Origin of the sequence: Citrobacter meridianamericanus (assembly GCF_041320245.1) — a bacterium.
GTDB lineage: Bacteria > Pseudomonadota > Gammaproteobacteria > Enterobacterales > Enterobacteriaceae > Citrobacter > Citrobacter meridianamericanus.
Map to the genome: position 1 here is coordinate 1,181,295 of NZ_CP101036.1, position 19,988 is coordinate 1,201,282.

Annotated in this window: 18 protein-coding genes; 10 read left to right on the top strand and 8 right to left on the bottom strand. The window is 39.6% G+C overall.

Annotated features, from left to right (window positions below):
* Nucleotides 1-148: 148 nt before the first annotated feature.
* Nucleotides 149-1,432 (top strand): tyrosine-type recombinase/integrase, encoded by a 1,284-nt coding sequence (locus NMD08_RS05675; protein ID WP_370619712.1) that lies wholly within the window; start codon nucleotides 149-151, stop codon nucleotides 1,430-1,432.
* 27 nt (nucleotides 1,433-1,459) lie between these two features.
* The gene (locus NMD08_RS05680; RefSeq protein WP_370619716.1) at nucleotides 1,460-2,863 is read left to right on the top strand and encodes a hypothetical protein; all 1,404 of its coding nucleotides are present in this window, start codon (nucleotides 1,460-1,462) and stop codon (nucleotides 2,861-2,863) included.
* A gap of 357 nt (nucleotides 2,864-3,220) precedes the next feature.
* Here NMD08_RS05680 and NMD08_RS05685 read toward each other — a convergent pair whose 3' ends face one another.
* The 4 genes from NMD08_RS05685 to NMD08_RS05700 are packed head-to-tail and all read right to left on the bottom strand — an operon-like array spanning nucleotide 3,221 to nucleotide 4,769.
* Nucleotides 3,221-3,556 carry a hypothetical protein gene (locus NMD08_RS05685; protein ID WP_348868430.1) on the bottom strand — a complete coding sequence of 112 codons (336 nt, stop codon included), beginning with the start codon at nucleotides 3,554-3,556 and terminating at the stop codon, nucleotides 3,221-3,223.
* A gap of 30 nt (nucleotides 3,557-3,586) precedes the next feature.
* The gene (locus NMD08_RS05690) at nucleotides 3,587-3,946 is read right to left on the bottom strand and encodes an acyl-CoA dehydrogenase (RefSeq protein ID WP_370619719.1); all 360 of its coding nucleotides are present in this window, start codon (nucleotides 3,944-3,946) and stop codon (nucleotides 3,587-3,589) included.
* 14 nt (nucleotides 3,947-3,960) lie between these two features.
* Entirely contained in the window at nucleotides 3,961-4,488 is a 528-nt protein-coding gene (locus NMD08_RS05695; RefSeq protein ID WP_370619721.1) for a hypothetical protein, read from the bottom strand.
* 11 nt (nucleotides 4,489-4,499) lie between these two features.
* On the bottom strand, nucleotides 4,500-4,769 hold the full coding sequence (locus tag NMD08_RS05700; protein WP_370619723.1) for a transcriptional regulator: 270 nt from the start codon (nucleotides 4,767-4,769) through the stop codon (nucleotides 4,500-4,502).
* A gap of 120 nt (nucleotides 4,770-4,889) precedes the next feature.
* Between NMD08_RS05700 and NMD08_RS05705 the strand changes: the two genes are divergently transcribed.
* The 5 genes from NMD08_RS05705 (at nucleotide 4,890) to NMD08_RS05725 (ending at nucleotide 8,135) form a co-directional block, all read left to right on the top strand.
* A complete protein-coding gene (locus NMD08_RS05705; RefSeq protein WP_175511377.1) occupies nucleotides 4,890-5,378 on the top strand; it encodes a hypothetical protein in 489 nt (162 codons plus the stop codon).
* Nucleotides 5,379-5,731: 353 nt separating this feature from the next.
* Entirely contained in the window at nucleotides 5,732-6,124 is a 393-nt protein-coding gene (locus NMD08_RS05710; RefSeq protein ID WP_077984578.1) for a DUF2787 family protein, read from the top strand.
* 119 nt (nucleotides 6,125-6,243) lie between these two features.
* Nucleotides 6,244-6,705 carry a hypothetical protein gene (locus NMD08_RS05715; RefSeq protein WP_333493223.1) on the top strand — a complete coding sequence of 154 codons (462 nt, stop codon included), beginning with the start codon at nucleotides 6,244-6,246 and terminating at the stop codon, nucleotides 6,703-6,705.
* A gap of 1 nt (nucleotide 6,706) precedes the next feature.
* Nucleotides 6,707-7,159, top strand: coding sequence for a DNA repair protein RadC (gene radC, locus NMD08_RS05720; protein ID WP_370619725.1), 453 nt, complete (start codon nucleotides 6,707-6,709; stop codon nucleotides 7,157-7,159).
* Nucleotides 7,160-7,205: 46 nt separating this feature from the next.
* The gene (locus NMD08_RS05725) at nucleotides 7,206-8,135 is read left to right on the top strand and encodes a tyrosine-type recombinase/integrase (RefSeq protein ID WP_370619727.1); all 930 of its coding nucleotides are present in this window, start codon (nucleotides 7,206-7,208) and stop codon (nucleotides 8,133-8,135) included.
* Nucleotides 8,136-8,178: 43 nt separating this feature from the next.
* On the opposite strand, the gene NMD08_RS05730 is transcribed toward NMD08_RS05725, so the two are convergent.
* Nucleotides 8,179-8,718, bottom strand: a complete 540-nt coding sequence (locus NMD08_RS05730) for a hypothetical protein (protein ID WP_370619729.1) — start codon at nucleotides 8,716-8,718, stop codon at nucleotides 8,179-8,181.
* Nucleotides 8,719-8,945: 227 nt separating this feature from the next.
* Here NMD08_RS05730 and NMD08_RS05735 point away from each other — a divergent pair, with 227 nt between their 5' ends.
* The 3 genes from NMD08_RS05735 (at nucleotide 8,946) to NMD08_RS05745 (ending at nucleotide 12,383) form a co-directional block, all read left to right on the top strand.
* Nucleotides 8,946-9,146 carry an AlpA family transcriptional regulator gene (locus tag NMD08_RS05735; protein ID WP_053390065.1) on the top strand — a complete coding sequence of 67 codons (201 nt, stop codon included), beginning with the start codon at nucleotides 8,946-8,948 and terminating at the stop codon, nucleotides 9,144-9,146.
* A 112-nt stretch (nucleotides 9,147-9,258) separates the two neighbouring features.
* Entirely contained in the window at nucleotides 9,259-10,371 is a 1,113-nt protein-coding gene (locus NMD08_RS05740) for a hypothetical protein (RefSeq protein WP_080183478.1), read from the top strand.
* A 569-nt stretch (nucleotides 10,372-10,940) separates the two neighbouring features.
* The gene (locus NMD08_RS05745; RefSeq protein WP_370619732.1) at nucleotides 10,941-12,383 is read left to right on the top strand and encodes a hypothetical protein; all 1,443 of its coding nucleotides are present in this window, start codon (nucleotides 10,941-10,943) and stop codon (nucleotides 12,381-12,383) included.
* Between the two features lie 385 nt (nucleotides 12,384-12,768).
* Here the strand turns inward: NMD08_RS05745 and NMD08_RS05750 are convergent, their stop codons facing one another.
* From NMD08_RS05750 to NMD08_RS05760, 3 genes are all read right to left on the bottom strand, one after another.
* Nucleotides 12,769-13,803 (bottom strand): hypothetical protein, encoded by a 1,035-nt coding sequence (locus NMD08_RS05750; RefSeq protein WP_181352228.1) that lies wholly within the window; start codon nucleotides 13,801-13,803, stop codon nucleotides 12,769-12,771.
* A gap of 194 nt (nucleotides 13,804-13,997) precedes the next feature.
* The gene (locus NMD08_RS05755) at nucleotides 13,998-15,815 is read right to left on the bottom strand and encodes a phospholipase D-like domain-containing protein (protein WP_370619734.1); all 1,818 of its coding nucleotides are present in this window, start codon (nucleotides 15,813-15,815) and stop codon (nucleotides 13,998-14,000) included.
* A 4-nt stretch (nucleotides 15,816-15,819) separates the two neighbouring features.
* The gene (locus NMD08_RS05760) at nucleotides 15,820-19,479 is read right to left on the bottom strand and encodes an AAA domain-containing protein (protein ID WP_370619736.1); all 3,660 of its coding nucleotides are present in this window, start codon (nucleotides 19,477-19,479) and stop codon (nucleotides 15,820-15,822) included.
* Nucleotides 19,480-19,988: the final 509 nt, after the last annotated feature.

Sequence of the window (19,988 nt, forward strand, 5' to 3'; positions counted from 1 at the left end):
TTTGTCTCATTGGATCTCACGAAATCCTACATTTAAATGTAGGTTAAAGTGTAGCTTGCCAACCTATAGCCTGGTAAAATATGGCTACATACAGCACAACCTACATTTTTGTTCATAACTACATAAGGTGCATGATAACGGAGTCTTTATGGTAGGAAAACAAGAGGGAAAGCCACTTTCGTTTAAAGCGGTAGAAATGATGAAGCCTGGCGACAAAGATAAGGCTGATGTAGGCGAAAATCGTGGCTTACGTGTCTCCTGTGGTGCAACTGGGGTTAAGTCTTTTTTCTACCGTTACACAAGTCCTCTGACTGGCAAGCTTGCTCAGGTTAAAATTGGTAACTTCCCGCAGACTTCTCTCGCCGCTGCACGTCTTAAACTCCACGAATTAAAGCTCCTCCGACAGGAAGGCCGGTGCCCTGCGACTGAACTCAAAAAAGATAAGATCCAGCGTGCGATTGAGGCTGAACAAGCTAAGATCCCTGAATTGACCGTACAGGGATTAGTTGAACTGTATCTTACCGAACGTATTGAGGATCGTAAAACGAAGGACGGGAAGGTTATTCCCGGCGCCAGAAAGCCGAAAGGGCAGGCTGAGGTTCGTCGTACTCTCTATGGTGACGCCGTTAAAAGCTTAGGAACCCGGAATGCTGCTGAGATTACTCGCCAGGATGTCATTAATTTAATCAATGGCATTGTAGCTCGAGGTGCAACCGTACAGGCAGGGAATGTACTGAGGGAGCTTTCACTCGCATATGAATTTGCAATTGGCCTTGGGCGCTTTGATGACAGTTTTGCGAATCCAGCGTTGTTAGCAAAATCCAGCTTACGACAGACAAGAATCAAGCTCACAAATGGACGTGGAACACGAGTACTGAGTGAGGACGAGCTTGCAAAATTCCTTAAATGGCTTCCGGGTTCGGCTTACACGCCAACGATCAAAAACGTGTTACGTCTGACTCTCTGGACCGGCTGTCGTACCGGTGAAGTCTGCAATATGGCATGGAAGGATGTTGATCTTGAAAAAGGCACCATTCATCTTAGAGAAACCAAGACTGGGGTAGAGCGTTATGTTCAATTATCAGATCAAGCGATCGACTTTCTCAAGGTTCTACGGCTTACCTCTGACAAATATCTATTCCCTTCGCAAGCCACGAAGAAGCCAATCCAGCAGAAGTATCTAACTGAAAACTCATGGCGTTTACGTGAAAGCGGTCAAATGCTTGATATACCTCATTGGACGCCGCACGATCTACGTCGTACAGTGCGAACAGGGTTATCTCGTTTGCAGTGTCCAAATGAGGTAGCAGAGGCCGTATTAGGGCATACACGTGGCGGTGTTGAAGGGATTTATAATTTGTATAAGTATGATGCTGAGTGCCGGAAGTGGTTGCAGGTGTGGGCGGATTACCTTGAGTCATTGTTAAAATGATAACATCAATTAGGATAGTTGAAGATAATGGATTCAGAACTTCTTTCGATACTTAATGATCTTAAAAAAGAACAATACGAACTTTTAGAAAGCACAGGATGTAACTACTGGGGAATAAAATGTTCTTTTATTAATAAGACAAATTTATTTTTTGACCGATTGATTCCATATGTGGATAAAAATAAACATAACGATGCTTTTTTTACAATCATTAAAGAAAGTTATATGTATTATATAAATTCAAATGTGGCAAGGTTAACATATGAGATAAAGAAAGAAAGCAATGGGGTAATGTATTTTGAAAAACAGGTGAACCATTTAAAGGAAATGTATTCGAAAGTGATTCCTTTCTCAAGGAATTATCTGAGTCATGTGTTGAAGTGTTTAATAAGTAATGAAGGTACATTAAATTCTTATAACTCGTTCAAATCACGACATGAAAATGAGTTATCAGACTTTAACTCTGAAATTTCATCTTTTAATAACCTAAAAAATATTGAGGAGGTTGAATGTTATTTTAGGGCGAAGTTCATGGGTAATGAATTAAGTTTCTTAAATCAAGATAATGCTGCTTTGAATGAAGGTGAATTTAAAACTCTCTTTTTCCACTATAAAGTCTTTGATTTTATTTTCCATTATAATAATTACATGTCAAATAAGATTAACTCTCTAAGTTATGCTAGTGTTAATGATGAGATTTATAATCTTTATAAAGAACATTGTATTGATTTAAAATCAGTTGATAAGCAGTTTGACAAATATCAGGTGATTGAAAAAAATAAATCCTTAGAGTTAATTTCTTCAAAAGATGGCTCTTACTTAATTGATGATAGAATTCCAGGGTATTGTCTTAATATAACAATTGATTATGATCTTCTCAAGGTAATTGAAGAGTTAATTAATAGCAATAGCATAGTGAAAATCTCATTCAAGGTAACATCAATATCTACTTCGCAAGTGGCTATGGAAGATTTTGACCGAGGTGGACCATTAGAGTTAGATGTAAAAGGGATACCTGATATATCCTCATTTTATAGTGAAAATTATCAGGATAAACTTATCATTAAGCATGATAGTGTAATGAAGGAAATAATCTTTGAAGAATTACGCGATGATTTTGATATGATCAATGATTCGGTGGTGACTCAGGTTGTACACTTAAAGTATGACATACACGATAAGGAGTATTTTATTAATCACTTAGATCATGAATTGATTGTTTATTCACTTGAAGAGTATGATGATAAAATAAAGGATATTAAAGGAAAAGGAAGTAAGGGTAAGATTAAATCTTTTAAAATTGACGAATCAAAAATACCCTTTTTCTATAAGAGTAATAAAGGGTATTTCCTCTATCAAGTTCTTGACGCATATTTTAACCATAAGGACTTATTAAGGGAGTATTTTTGTAAAATAACACAGGTATCTTAGCGAGTATGTTGGGGATGTATTTTGGAACGAGAGTGAGATAATTATATGGAAGCTTTATGGTATTTAGGAATGGAATATGTGTCAACCTTGATTAAGGGAGGGGCAATTCGGCCTGCATATAGTATCGATTTATTTGGTAACTTTTAGTGGTCCTTTAAACTGTCACTCCAGATACTATGGAATTTAGTGATAGTCTAGGGCTATATATATGATGCTCTCTCTGTTCTGTTAGCAATATTCATATTGGTCAGAAAAGTATGGGGCATAATGATAATTATAGCGATCTTTTTTGAGTGATCCTTTCGGTGAGTAATCTTGTTTTTCCACCGAAAGGATTACTCATGCTAGATAGAGTTATTATAATCCAGATACGTTTATATAGAACTGGCCTTTACCCTCATCTGTTTTCTGAATCCGGTAGGTGATTGGTAATGAATTTTGCAGATCAGGTTTTGTGAACGTTAAGTCAGCCGCACACTGATAAACATCAAGTTTTGATTCATGGCTAATTGTTCTAACATTTTCTACTGTAATTCGCACATCCTTATCCAGTGTCATACCTTTCTCGATTGTCTTTCTGGAAATATCCACGACCAGATTTTTTGCGTCATCACTACTACACTTTGGCGTTTTCTCGCCACAGCCAGCCAGTAAACCAGCCGCTATTAATACCAGAAGCATTGTTCTTTTCATCTAGGGTTCCTTCGTTAATTAACGATACTTTTACTTCTTATTAAATATGCCATCCATTGTGCCTGCCGCAGGGGCTCCGCAGTATCCCTCGCAACCACGAGTCTTAAAACTGGCTTTACCGTTATTCATTTCACTAATTACGGCAACACACTGGCTGGCATTGTCATTCCAGACCCAGCGACGCTTTTGGCTTTCTCCGGCAGCTATTTGTTGTGCCGTACCATCCATATTGCATACGCCCGAACCATCCCCTGTTGAGGCATTAATGTTGAATTCAGCATTACCCTTTCCCGGATTCAGGGTTAGAACCGCTCCGGGTTTTACGTACTGCGCTGCCGCGACAGGTAGCGTTATGGCTGCCATCAATGAGGCCAACAGTTTTCTGTTCATTAATTAATTCCCTGTTAAGTGATACGGATGTTTTTGGTGATTTTCCCCAGTGCCAGAGGTCTGCGTTTTTCCACAAAGAAATAAACGACGTTGAATGCGGACTTGCGATGATTCCCTCGACCAAGAGAAGGCCAGTTGCGGAAGGATTCGATCTGTTTTTCTGAATAAGGCGTGTCAGAGAAGTCAAACAGCACAAGCAAGGCTTTGCCATCGTGCTTCATCAATTTCTTTACTTCTGTACTGTTGACGGTCGCGGAGACATTGGAACGTGCCGCAGTTGGTTTACGTACTGCAAACTCAACGGCTACATCATCAATGACAAAATCAATGTAACCGTGCCCGGATACAGTTCCTGGCAGTTTGCTTTTTACTTCCGGTGAGACGTTATCTACAAACCAACCCAGCAAATAGCAACGTACCAGAGGCAGTAATTCCCGCTCGCTACATTCGTTCAGACGCAGGGTTTTGACGAACTCCCTGCGATAAAGAGAACTGAAAAAATACTCAAAGCATTCCGTTATTTCAGTGATGGTGGTTGCCATGGTTGCATCCTTTACCTGCTACTTGGTCCATTTTTAAGGGCATACCTTTCCGGCCATAATGTTTCCGGTGTCGTATCCAGAGCTCCGGCAATAATGCGCTCAGCTCTGGGGTAATGACGCTCTAAGGCGTTATTTAATGTACGTGGCGCAAGGCCGTGACTGCGTGAAAGCGACGCTAGCGTTAACCCTCGCTTGTGAAGTGCTGCCACAATATCGGCACGATGCCAGTTCCCTGAACTTCCTTTGCTCTGTTTTTTCTGCGATGCTATTGAGTTACGCACAGTATTAACTCCATGGAATCAGTACATGGATATTAAATGCGAATAAAAGATACCTTTCAAGTTCTTTTGGTATCTATTTTTGTGTTTTTTATTAACGCATTGATATCTGGTGAAATTTATATGAGCAGTAAGAGATCAGTATCGGCTATACCGACCCATCCTGAAGCTTCTGTTGAAGGGGCTAAAGACTGGCTGACAGCAGAGGAATTCACTCATATTGAGGGAATGCCGGGCACGCCTCGCGGTGCAAGAATGCGCCTAGAAAAGTTGGCATCCCTGCACCCAGAAATACGTCGTAAAAGGACTACCGGGAAAGGTGTGGTTTACCATATCAGCGCAGCCACAATGTCTCTTGACGATGAGAGAAGCAGGGCTAAGGGCGAAGCGTTTACTCTCACCGACAGCGATCGCCAACTTAGTCTCTGGATACAGTTGTATCGCAATATGTCACCAGCTTCGCGGGCGCAATTGATGGAGCAGGCCCTCAGGCTGGTAAAGGACGATCTGATATCTCAGGGGCCTGATGTTTCTGAACTGGCGGTACAAATCATGAAGCTGCCCGAAGATGAGCGTAAGAGCCTGTTTGAAAAGCTGAATGGGAAGGTGTGATAGCGTCAGTTTTCCGCCATGCCAGACAGAAGGAACCACCCCGGAACCCTGACCTGTCTGACATGGCAGAATGGAAAGTATGCCATCACTTAATAATGAATAAAAATCTGTTGTCAGTTATTTCTTTTTTGAATCATAAATTAGTTCCTTTTGTTATTATTTGCAGTAAAAGTATATTGTTGGTATAATGCCATTGCTGGATAGTGTTATTACTTGCAGCCAGTATGTTGCCATGTACTTATTATTTATCAGGTGATTAAAACCCGCCGATACTGGTGCAGGCATGATGTCTTATTAAAATAGATTGAACAGGAAAATCACTGATGAATTTTGTCCATCAGGAAGGGCTTGCTATGCCCGTCGATCAAGAATTAATAAATATCATTTTAAATGAAGCGGGAAATCCACCGCCGCATAAAGCCAAAATTACAGCCGTCAGTCTGTTATTTAAAGACCTGAGTTACAGCGCTGAAAAGGGCGGTTACCATCCTGTCGAAATACGGCTTATTTCTCGCAATAACGAATGGTATTTTGATTACATTACCGACTTCAGTTATATGGGAATGGTGTACCCCGAACTGGAAAAGGAAATTGATATCAGCTGGAGTCAACAATATGTCTTTCTGGCTAATGTTGGTGACCTACCTGTTAACGCCGGAAGGGAGTTATTTGAACTCTGGCAATCCAACTTTATTCAATATCACGCCATGAACATCTACACCATTACCGTTCTCTGGGAAAGCTAATCCCTCTGTACTAACCATCACTAATTTATGAGGAATAATCTGTGACGACTAACAGAGGGATACGTGCGTCTCAACAGGGCGAACTGGACTGTCTTTGCGGTGCTTATTGTGTGGTTAACATGCTGAGCTGGCTGTTTGACGGCAGGGTTAAACGACGCCCGTTAATGAACCGGCTTATTCAGACCTATCAGCAGCGCTGGCCTTTGCATGAATGGCTGACTGAAGGGATTGAAGAAGACCGTTTAGACTGGCTGATAGTGCAGGTGTTGCAGAAAGGGCATTACAGCCGCCAGTTTCCGGTTCAAATCACCAGACCCTTTGCAGGGAAGCGGGGGTTAACAGACGGGCGGCTGTTCAGGGAAATGCAGCGGTTTCTTGACGTCACTGACCATTCCCGCCTGATTATGCTCAGCGACCAGTTTCACTGGTCCCTTCTGGTCAAAATGGATGAAGAAATGCTCTGCTTCTTTGACAGTAACGGGCGAACTTCAATGCCCCGTAAAGCTTTCTCCCTGCGTACTGGCGTAACCCGCCGCCAGCTGTTTCCTGACGCCATTTACTTCATTGAACGGGAGTTCTGACATGACCCTATTTACCCAACGTGAAACGCGTATCCTCGATCAGGCGCGTGACATTATCAGCCGGTTCTATCAGCGTGGGGTTCAACTCTGCTCCCCTAATGATGTTCGACGATGCGTAATGGTTGAGCTGGCACCGCTTGAACATGAAGAGTTTGGCATCATCCTGCTCGATAATCAGAATCAGCTGCTGCACCGTGAAATCCTGTTCAGGGGTACGTTAAACTCGGTCAGCGTTCACCCCCGTGAAGTTATCAAACGCGTACTGAAACATAATGCCGCCGCAGTCATCCTTGTCCACAACCATCCCAGCGGCGAGCCGGAACCCAGTCGTTGCGATATTAAGTTGACCAAAAAGCTTCAGGAGCTGCTGGAAATGCTGGACGTGCGGTTGCTTGACCACTTTATCGTGGCAGGAACTGAAACGGTATCAATGGCTGAACGGGGGCTGGTGTGATGCTGAAAGTTACCTGGTTTAATGTACGTTATTGCGGGTTAGGCGCATGAGCAGGGCTGCGTTACGTCAGGTCGTGCCTATGGTACAAACAACCGTGTTTGATGCGTATATTGGCGGTCTGGCTCCCTCGGGGCGGAGAGGTATCACCAGCCTGTTAAACCGCAGTGCCGGCATACTTAAACGCGGTGCGTGTGCAGATAACTATCCGTGGGAACAACTTAACTACGCCGCCGTCGCTAAAGTACGTGCGGCACTACTGGATGACGGTTACGCCGTGTCGTCGGTGAACATGGCGCTGTCAGCACTGCGGGGCGTGGCACAGACGGCCTTAAACCTCAATTGTATGGATGCCGAAGCGCTGGCACGTATCCGGTCAGTGAAGCGTGTGAGCGGCGATATCCAGCGTAAGGGAAGGGCGCTGGACAAGCAGGAAATCCGGGCACTGATTCAGGCTGCAAAACAGCATCCGCAACCGGTACGGCGCTACCGTGATGCCGCTATTGTGCTGATGCTTTGCGGAACGGGCCTGCGGGCCGGGGAACTGGTTAAACTTGAGCGCCGGGACTATGACAACGGCATCCTGACGGTGAGGCAAGGGAAGGGGCGTAAATACCGTGAAATTCACGTGGCGGATGCGGTGGACAAGGCCATACGCGCATGGCTGAAAGTCAGCGCAAGCGAAGCTGATGGTGCGTTGTTCGGACGAATTCAGCGTAACGGTAAGGCCGCCAGCCAACCTCTGACTACGACCGGGTTAACGGGGATTCTGGAACATTTACAGCAAGCATCAGGCATAGCGCGGTTTACCCCGCATGACATGCGGCGGACCTTCATTACCCGCTTACTGGAGCAGGGTGTGGATATCAACACCGTACGCCAGTTGGCAGGCCACAGCGACATATCCACGACGACGCGCTATGACTGTCGTGGCGAGAGCATGAAAATCAGTGCCAGCAAGCGGATTAGATGCTGGTAAACATGATGGTTTCTGTTGGTGATTGAGCCTGAAAATATTGAACCTACTTAGCTTTTTTTTTGACCTTTTTCTCGTTTGACTCAATCATTTTTATAACGAGAGCTGAGTCAGAAAATGTTTCTATATCGACTTTTTTCCACTTTCCTGACTCAACAACAATTTTACCGCTTTGGTTGTCAAAATACGGTATATCTATACCAGCATTATTAAGCTCCCTGGCTATCATGTCAGTGGGTTTGCCGTCAAAGTTCGCTTGCCATATTTGGTTATAAACGTTGTATACAAGTTCTGAGTTTTTATGCTTGCGAGACAAGATATTATCTATGTAGTACTGGTTAACCAGTTCCGCTATCACAGCACTTCGTTTCTCAGCTGCATTTTGTTCCTTACGACTTATAGCTGTTTTTTCAGCGATCATCTCCAGCCGGGCTTTGGTCTCTTCCAGCATATGGATGGGTACGATCTTTCCAAACCTCGCTGCAACTAACCCCTTTCTTTTTTGTTGTCTCGCCCTGTTGAGGCTTTTTTCCCTTTCTGCCTTCTGCTGCATTAGTGGCTGCAAAATCGTATCGCCATTTGGCATGAGTACATCTCCTTGCATCGAACAATCAACCTACGGGCTAGGTACTCCCATCATTTCCGTGATTATCACGGTGGACGAATTTTACGCGTGATAATCACGATTGCCAATGCACAAAATCTAATCTTTTGCCGTGATTATCACGATAAACGGTCTAATTTTCGTGAAAAGAGGCGGTTTGCGTGGTTGTAAATAGCAGCGCTCCTGAAACAGCTCAAAGGAGCACAAGCATGAACACCAACCGTATTCTCCGCAAAAAAGAAGTTCTTCACCTGACCGGGATCTCGTCCGCGACGTTGTACCGACTTATAGCTAAAGGAGACTTTCCAAAATCTAAGAAACTGACTGGTGATAGCGGTCGGGCTGTGGGCTGGGGATCAAATGAAATTCAAAACTGGATTCAGTCGCGTGGGATTAGCAATACGCAGTGATCTGTAAGCCTTATCCAACCCCTGACATACAACCATATAACCAGTAATAGTGATGATACCTGCATATGAAAGAGGGGATCACTGTTGCTGCTATGCGCTATCGGAACAGAATATGACGCAACAATTTAATCGTGAACGAGTGACATCCTTACGTGACAAAACCTCACTTGGAGTTAATGGTGCAGGCCAGTCTACGCATGGAAGTATAGACAAAATAGCATGGGTAACGGACATGCATGTCCGGGAAGAGAATCAGATACTCAGACAGCGTTTGTTTGGCCTAGCTTCAGGTGGGCGCTACCTGATCAAAGTTCGACCAGCTGGTAAGTATGAGTGTGGCGGGCACTATCGTCATGTAGTCGAGATCCGACTGAAAGCTAAATCGCGCAAACACCCCATATTGCTGGCAATCCATTTTGACCCAACCAGTAGTCAGCGTGGATTTCAGCGAATGGAACTTAGTCCCCAGCACTATTCTGCGAAACAGATAACGGATTTGTTTGTGTGGCTGGGGCGGAAGGGACGCATCGGCAAGTATCTATATCGGGGATTACGTAATGCCTGGATAACAACTATCCATTACGCGCTGGACGTGGTGGGAATGAAGCTCCACGACTATTTAATCAGGCTGGTTGGTGCAAGGAGCGGCGACTTTAACGATTTGCATGGAGAGCAGGAAGGGTTACGGCTGGGGTCTACGACTATCGTCGCGTCAATATATGAAAAGGCCGATGTTCCGGGTCTGGCAACTGAAAGAAGGTATGAACAAGCTGTCCTTCTGCTTGATGAGCAACAGTTCCGGCGTTTTTTGCGACTGGAACTTCGTTTATCACCCGGCAAGAAAAAGCTCATGCTGAACAACATGCTAAACATGGAGAACCTGGTATCTAAACTTGCATTTTATGACCGTAACGTGCTGGTAGATTCTGAGCTTGAACCTGATTTTTCTCGCCTGCTACGTGAGTATGTTCCTTATCCGGTTGCCAGAGCGGATTACCAGCCGTCAGCAACCCTGAATGGTAAGCAGGTCAGCTCAGCGAAAAAAGCTGCTAATAAGCGCGTTGATAAACTCATGGAGCGCTACCGTGTAGAATTGTTCGATTCAGAGGCTGTATGGGCTATGTTACCGCTTGTGGTGGAAAAACTTGGGATTCTCGCGCAACCGCAATACTGGCAGTTTAAACATCGCCAGAAGTGGCTTCAGTTGCGACTGACACATGGGTAATGGTGGTAGGGCAGGGATGCCGTTTGCTTCAAAGCATGAAAATGGAGGACATGTTAAATCAGAGACCTGAAAGATGACGGTTTTAAACCGCCCATCGTTGCAGGATTTTGGTGTGACAGACCAGCTAACTACCGCTGCTGTTTAGTGTCAGATTCGCATCTCGTATAATGGTAGGGGAAAACCGCCGATGGTTTTTTATTCCAGACATCGGCTTTAGTACCCTGGTATTAACCGCAGGGATTAACGATTCTACCCATAGCACAGAATCTATGTTTGTACTTACGATTCTGTATTTTTGTTATTTTACCGGTCAATGCACTCCTCAAGATAGTTATCAGGTATAACTCTATATTACTCACTATATAGTATGTATATGTCACTGCCATATTAATAGTGATAATTAGCAGCAGCGGAAATAGAGCGAGAAGAGCGTGAGTGTTATGAGTGAATGAGTGATATGAAAAAAATTGGCCTTCATTAAGGTATTCGTAATTGATGTTGTAAATTTCAGTGTAGTAAAAAACAACTGTGTTTTTTGTGTTATGCAACTTTCAATTACGAGGTATTCTGTGAAATATTCTGTAGGTTATATTATTAAACGTGGCATTCTGGTTACACTTGATACTTATAATAAGTTCATTGAGGATGTACATAACATACCTTTCATTGGGAAAGATGGTCGCCAGTCTCCGTCATACTATCTGGATATTCAACGGTTTTTGCAGCATCTGATTTGTAATAACTTCCTTTATGCTAAAGACACCCCGGAGGATAATCCATGGACACAATACTCGCCAATATATAATGAGCTGGGTAAAAAGGAATTACCGTTTGTCTTTAAACAGAATAAATACCTGTGTTGTGACCGGGCGTTAGAGTTGCTGAAAGATGCAGGGATTATAGATATTAAAATTCATTCATGGGGGAATGGGAAAAGTCGTACTTTTGCTTTGTCCAAGGCATACCTAAAACGCTGGTTTGAAGTCTCGCCTGATGACTACAAGCAGCGCGATGACCGTTACATTTATCTGTCCGTGGGTAAGCGTGTTCATAACCAAAAGATCATGACAGAAGAGCAATTGATCCAAAAAGCGTTATCGCACTTCAATAAGCCCCGCCATGCTACGCGTCACGTATCCCGTGAAACCCAGCAATATATGCGTCAGGTGTATCTCAACATGGGGGCGTTGCGTATCAACCTTGATAAGCTACAGGCCTACGTTCCTGAAGACGAGAGGGAGGCTGCTCTGAAGTCTCACTTCCTCCAGCATCTGGCTGAGCGTGGTTGCAGGATGGTTTCAAGCGTTCCTTTGGTGGTTGAATATTTTCCTGAATACAAACTGGCAGAGCGGGGAACCCGTTCATTTGAGAAGAATGGTGGCTTTCAGGCGCTAAAGGCTGCGATCAAATGGGCGGTTGTTGTGGGTATTAACTACGATATCAAAAGCAGTCAACTGACTATTCTGAAACATGAACTGGAGAGATACGGCATCAAATGTAAGCGGTTGGCAAAGATCACCAAGAAGAAGGTTATGCGTCGGTTCAACGTTGATCAAAAGGCTGCTAAGTTGCTTATCTATACTCTGATTTATTCACTCGGAGAGTTTCGTAAGCATAAGGACAGCGCTGCGTTTCGTAAGCTTTGTGATTTGTATGGCTACAATGAAGCGGTGTGTGTGGCTGATGAGTGGATTGAGTTTGTTCGGCCCGTGAGAAGGGCACTTAACGCGTTGGTGGCGCGTTATCTTGATGAGCATGTTAATTGCCCCGGTCGCGGTTGGGCCATACGCAATGCTGTCCGTCAGTCTTTGATGGTTAAACCTGACAAGATCACCGCGAGTGTTCGTCGGTGTGTTCTTTCGCATATGATCCAAGGTATTGAGAGTAAGGCGGTGTATGAAGCAGTGCTGGCTAATCCAGGGGTATGCGGCTCGATTGAGCATGATGGGATGGTGAGTAACTGTGAGATATGCTGGAATCACCCTTATCTTGAATTGAAAACAAAACATTAAACATTAAACATTAAACGTTAATCTAATCTTGACCCGCCATCTTCATACAACATTATCTATAAAGATGTGGCAGCGCGTAAACGCAGGAAGTCAGATGTGATGCGCCGGAAGCTGCTGTCGCGCATGCTAAAGGGGCTGGAAAGTCAGTCTGTATACGATTATGTTGCCAGCCATAAGGGCGTTTGCGCACTGGAGCACGATGGGTTTGTTTCATATGAGGAGGTTACTGAATGGTCCCATCCATATCTTTTGATTGAGCGGAAGCAATAGATAAAATTTAACTCCTAAGGTATTATATATTCGTAAATAATTTCTAGTTGGAGAGTTTTATACATATATATCTTCTGTTGCATCTTGTTGTTTTCTTAATTCTTTATTAAAAAATTTACCTGAAAAGTCGTTTAAAACGCTCTAGAAAGTTCATGCTTTCATAATCCTTGAGTTTTAATTCATTAATTTTTTCATTGAATGAATTAGCTCTGTTTTTTTCATTATCTAATTGCGTTAGCAAAGAATTATTAAGATGTTTTGTATTATCGATTGATTCTTTTAGCTTAAATATTTCCTGTTTCATTTCTTTTATTGTTGATTCAAATGATTCTTTTTTTTCAGTTTCTTTTGCCAGCTGGCCTTTAAATGATTCAATCTCTTTTATAGCCTTAATAATCGTTTCATTTTTTTTGTTAATTATAAATTTATGCTCATTTAACATTATAGGGTCAGATAATATTTTCATATAAACAATGTTATTAAATTTGCTCTTTAAAAAGTTATAATATCGTTCCATTTCATTTTCATCGATATCAGTATTGTTTAATTCTGAATTGAGCCTCATCTTATCCGATAATGAAACTTCAATTATGGGTATGTTATGGTCTTGAAAATCTTTTATTTTTTCATAACTGCATTTGTGAGTTACTTTAACTTCAATGGCTACTTTCCCCCCCCATTTCCTGGCTAATTCTATTGGTTTGCTAAAAAAACCTACTAGATCAGGATAATAAATTGATCCATCTTCGAATTTGATTTGTAAGTCGTCTTTTTTTATATTGTCGAATTCAATCTCATAATTTTTATCTTTATCTTGAAAATTTATTTTTTTCATTTCCGATAAAACTAGAATTGCAGTTTCATGAGATATGTATTCTGAATCAGAATCATGGCTTTCGGTAAATGTAGTTGAATCAGATTTATATCTGAAAAAGGCGGTTTTTGTTTTTTTAACTGGTGTTAATTCTGCTCGTTTATCCTTGTTAGATTGTGTGCTCATAAAGGTTAGCAAAGAAAGCTCTTTAGGGTTTTCTTTTCGCATCTTAATAACCTCCCAAATAAAGAATAATCGCTCTTTATTTGTTTCTTTATTTTTAATGTATTCCTCTTTGTTATCGATGGCGTATGCCCAAATTTTCTTTCTTGCCATCAAAACCTCTCCTTATATTTTAATGTGTGCTGAGATGAATATACTTGTGTAACTAATAATATATATGACATTTTCATCATTAAGAGATGTAACTTTACAGAAGGTTATTGGTAAAGGGGTCTCTGCTATGTAGTTATTAGGGGGGTATATGCCATCATTATAGGATGGCATATAATGAGTTCTAACAATAAATATTATTCTGGATACATTTCATGGAATTTTTCCTTCACTTCATTTCCAATGCCAGGAAGTGTAATAAGGAAACCTAGTTCATTGTAAATATCGCCCTTAGAAGAAGATGACAACCAGTTAAGACTTGTGACTACAATATTGTTATTGTCCCAAGAGAAAAACTTAGCATGTACTTGAGGATTATCTGCGGTTGTAATATTGAAACCTAAAGACTGAAGATTTTGTTTTAATTCCTTAAGCTCGGCTGATTTTAGATCCCCACTTGATCTTCCATAAGCAATATCAATAGATATATTCTTATCGTGCGCTTTCACGGTTTTCAGCGGTAATATTATAGGTCTATCACCCGCATAGCTAACTCTATGACTACAAATAAATATATTGTTTTTAACTACATTGCAAGCTTGTTTTACTATAGGGTGATGCTCAGGTGCAGAAATTATTTGAACGCTAGTATTACCATCTGATTCTTTGCGTATACTAACATTTTTATATAAGGTTGCAGAGAAAACAGCTAGTTCTCTGCTCAGGTTATTTGCTAATCCAGTTCCACCCATTGATAGATGGGAGCATATATCAGTTAAATCTGCTACGATTAAATCGTCGGTTATACAGGCAGATACTTCAAATCTATTAAATCTGCTCGATAGCCAATTGCACGAACCTAATGTAGCGCTGTAAATACCCTGTATTTCATCATGGATTATGAATTTTGCATGAGATAGAGTGGGGGCCCTATGGAATTTTATTTGTGTAGATAATCCTTTTTGTACTATTTTGTTATTTAATTCGTCAAATTTGGCTATGACATTTTTATAAGATTCAAGTTTATTTTGTTCCTCTGGTTCTGTTTGGCCCCATAGAATATCAATTTGGACTGATCGTTGTGCCGCATCTATTAAATTATCAAACACATCAGCAATACATTCTTCATTGATAAATGTAGAATGTATAATTAATCTACTTTTTGCATTGATTATTGAATTGAAAAGATGCATCCGATGTTCTTCGGGACCTGCAATCAGTCTAACTTGCTCTTTGTTAATTAAACGTTTTGGTAACGTTTTAACAGTTTCATTAATATTTTCTCCAACATAGATATCAGATTTACTTATATCTAATATCTCTGCGCGCTCACGAATCTTCTTATCTCTTTTAAGTATCTCACACTTTAATTCATCTGATATTTCGGGCACTCCTGTAATATTCCCCATGTCGTCTATGGCGGCAAGAGCAAAATGTATATTTTTAGAATAATTTGTATCTATTATGTCATCTTCTATATCAATAACCTCTTCATCGTAATTTGTGATTTTTTCATAAATTCTAGATAAGGTAGTAGTGTAGCTAGAGATGATATTTAATTCAGAGCATAAACCACGGAATGACTTTGTAGCATCTAAAATATTATGTTTAGAGTATAGTTGAAAACTTTGTTTCTTTTTTCTTTTCTCGTATCGGTAACACTCACGAGTCAAAGGGTCCACCATAAAACTTCTAACTCTTGAATAAGGGATGCTATCAGTAGGTAGTTCTTCATATAAGGCTACTTCTGCCCCCCTGTTCGTTGTTACAAAAAAATATTCATCATTGATTGGTTTTATTTCGATCCATCCAGCTTTCATCAGAGGGATTAGCATTTCCACGACGAGTTGCCTGGGGAGATTTGATGTCCTAGCTAAAAAAGTTGAGGTACAAGGTGTTTTAGCAATATACCCTAACAATATTTTTTCAATTGGCCCCCAAGGTTTGGCTTTCGCTAAACTAAAACGATGCATGCCGTATCCAAAAGGTACTATTACGTATGTAGTTAGTGACATGATATTAAGTCCTTTTCTTATTCTTATCTTGTTTTACGTGTTTGAATTCTCTAGAGTCAATCTTCTTTAATAATCCTTCACGCTCATATTCGATGAGTTTATTGACAAGAACGACTAAAAATTGATTGCTTAAATCACCTTTTTTAATTTCTTTTTTGTCGATTAAATCAGACCAATATTTAAGGAATTCGAATGAACCAATAATTATCATCTTATATTTTGCTCTACTTAGTAGGACATTCATGCGCCTACTATCAAGGAGAAATCCTAGAGATGCTCTAACATAAGAATGATGATTATTTCTAACCATAGATACAATAACTATGTCAGCCTCAGCCCCTTGAAAACCATCAACAGTGCTACAAAATGAAGAATGATCATCTGGTTTTTGAAAATATTCTATTTGTAACGAATTTGGTTCTTTATGCAGTTTTTTATCCAGACTTCTCTTAATTAAATCTACCTGCTTTGCATAAGGTGACATAATTGCTAGTTTTGGTGTTTTTTCTGCTTTTGAATTCACCCTCAAATGTTCAAGAACGGATAAAAGAGTATTTTTTTCTAAGTTATTTGTCCAAACAGGAAGAGATTCTGCAGCATAATTGTTTTTAGTTTGTTGAACATCGGGGGTATCAATCCATATAATTGCGGGGGAGTTAAGTAATGGTGAGTTAGGTTTAAATGTAAAAGGGGTAATAGTATTTGCATCTCTATAGAATTTTTCTTTTGAAGGTTCTGTTTTAAGCTTTTTATCGTAAAATACGCTAGAGATCAAGTTTGCGATATCTGGATGCATACGATGTTGGAAATTAAGCATGCTCGCAATTTTTCTATGCTTTCTATCATCACCGTAACGATCTATATATTTTTGTGATTTCACTTTTTCTTCAAGCACAAGACTTTCAAATAAGAGATGAAGCCTGACTGCACTAGAACTCAATTTTTCAAGTGTTTCGTTATCAATTGTTGAGATAAAATTTTCAGTAAAACGCTCTTTTATCCAATCACCTTTTATTTGTTGATTATTTATATCAGTTGCAATAATTATTGCGTTCTTCAATTTATTAATGTCAGTGAGGATCTCTCTCATTTTTTCTGTTGCATAAGGGGGTAACTGCTTATGATCACCTATCATCAGTCTTCTATATGAAAGTAACATCGGGCTAAGAAGTTCTACGCCTGTGACTTTTCCTGTTTCTTCCATTATTGACCAGTCAAATTGTGATTTCTCACTAATTAATTCTTCTACTTGTCTGGAGTTAGTTGTAGCAAAAACCATATTTGCAGATTTCAATATCTGTTTGATAAGAGAATATCTGTCTGATTTGGATGATTTACGACTGGCTGATATAATTGAATTTTTACTTATAGTTGATGTACATTCATCAAAAATATCACTATCAATAAATTTTTTAATATATTCTAGCGCAAGGGAGTCTAATTGGTTTATTGATATGTCATCGCTATCATCATCCGAATCTTTTTTTATACAACTAACAATTAATGGTTTGGAGTTCGTTATATCTAAGGATGAAGTCACTTCTTGGTATAAATGCTGGACAGTAGAATGACTTTGTGCCGTTAGAACTATTCGACTCTCACTTTCATTAGAGAATATTTGATTTACAAGAGTCGTTATCAGATATGTTTTCCCAACACCAGGAGGTCCTTGGACTAAGAATATAGGCAAAGTCTTATTTATTTTTTCAAATGCATCTTTTTTAGATTCATCCAGTGAATAAAAAGAACTATGAAGGTTGTTATTTATTTCAGATATAATAGTGTTATTGTAAGGATCATCTAACATACTCCTTAACTCTGCGTGGTTACTTAATTCATCTATAGATGATGCTCTTCTACTTAATTGCTTAATAGTTCCCTGTACTGATGAAGGTATAAGGAAGCATTTTTTGAAACCTGGGTTTAGTGTATTTGTTGTGAATATGTATTCGTAAACCCCTTCATGGTTTCTTTCTGTCTTTATAAAATCCAATGTTACTTCATTATCACCATCATAGAAGTTGTTGTTTTCTGTAAGAATCCAGCTTATTGAATTAATTCTATCATTCTCTAAGTTGTCATATAATCGAATCGCAGGTGGTTTAATACCTAATGATGTCGATATATGGTCATCATCTTGTCTGCATTGTATTCTTACTGTAAAAAACTTTGACTCTGTTTTGTCCTTATCATAACTAATTAATGTTACAGGGTAAATTTCTGATTTTGCGAAAGCTATTTCTGTTAGGTGATATATAGCAAACCCTTCGACAATAACTCTATTGGGAAGAATATTATTATCATCTCGTTCAAGTTCAAGGATTAGATCATCCCAAGAGTTATATATACCTTGAGAACGATTGTTAGATTTAAACTGAATACATTTTAATACGTCTCTTTCTAAAGCTATTCTTTTAGCTTTGAATTTTATTTGTCTTGGAGGCTCAACATAAGCAGCATGGCAGAATGCAATGTTCCAATCAGAGTCCTCTGTTTTACCGTTGCGTTTTTTCTCTAGTACATAAGTGAGTTTTTCTCCGTAAAGAAGTATTTCTTCTTTATTACTTCTATTTTTATTTATAGATAGGTATATTTTCCCTGATAGATCCCTTGTTATAAAGTCTAAGCATTCATCAATATCTTTATCTGAAATTGTGATTCCATGATCTCTATTTATGGTATATTGTATGGCATTAAAAACAGATGTTATTTTGTCTGGTGTTACTTCCGAGTTTGCTTTTGCCGAAAAAAGAAATTCAATATGCCTAGTTGAATTTTCTTTTGAAATTAGAGATTCTAATGACTTCAATATAGTGTTTGCTTTTTCTATTATTATAGAGCCATTTATGGCCTCCCTCGATAAGTTGGTTTCTAATTTCATAACACCAATCAATCCGCGAATTAAAATTAATTCATCAAGAATTAGATCGGTTTCATCTACTAAATCATTAATTGTGACTTGAAGATTTATTAATCTATCTGAGCTTATGTTAAGTAATTCGGCTATTAGAAAACCTAAATCAGCCCAATCAGATAAAAAAGAATACTGCTTATTAATCTTCAAATCTCTAGATGTATATTCGTTATGTTTATCTGAAACAGCGTGGACGCGTAGTGACCATTCGAAGCCGGTTAATTGGAAGTCAAAGTCAAGTGATCTAGGATCAGTTAGTATAGAATCTTTATCCAGATGCCTATGAAGCAGACCTTGGGAATGCAATAGTTCGATGGCTTTAATAATTCTTATAAAATTATGCCAAAGTTTGATTCTATTCTCAATTTTTCTACTATTCCTGATCCATTCTTTATTTAAGCTTAGTGTCTTTTTTTCTTTAAATATATATGACAGAGGAACTCTGAAGTCTGCATCCAATACTAAGTAAAATCCCCTTTCATCTTTTCCTGAGTCAACTATAGAAGATATATAGTCTCCTAGACCGGGCAAACCTTTCAGCCTATGGAGTTGTCTTATTTCATATCGCCACAAATCTTCAATTATATCGTTGTTTTTTGATTCATCTTTAGGCCAAAATTTTATTAGCACTCGCTTGGCATTTTGCGCAGCCTCTAATAAGCATGGTTTGCCATTTTCTCTATCATATTCATTTAGAGTATTAATATCCTCATATTGATTGAGGAAGTTTCCGGTGAGATAAGTTTCCATTTATGCTCCAGATGATTAGTTTCGCTAGCTCATATCTATAGTCGTTTTGAAGTGGTTATAAAGATATTATTTGTTTTCAAAAGCTTGAGAGTATGACAGTTTAAAATTATTAATGACTTATTAAAAGGGTTGTGATGATTATGTTTACTATCTTGAAAATATACGCTGTTATTTTGAATAGATGTGTCCTTCTGTCATTTTGTAAACTTGTGAATCAGATCACGTTAATTCTGTTATAGGAACGCTACCGCCCTAAGGAATTCTACCCTCAAGCTAATAAAAACACTTTAGCTAACAACATCATGAATTAAAAGGAATTTATTTTTTTCTTTAGTAGCAAACCTTTCCGCATCCTTGAGATGCTTTATGTCAATTTATTGATTGCGAATTTTTTGTCGATTCCCCGCTTATCAAGCAGGTTTGATAAGGGCATTGTTCGTCTGAGGTTGTAGAGGTGGCGTCGTTTAAAAGTTTTGGTATAATACTCTTTCGCATAGCTTCATGCGTAA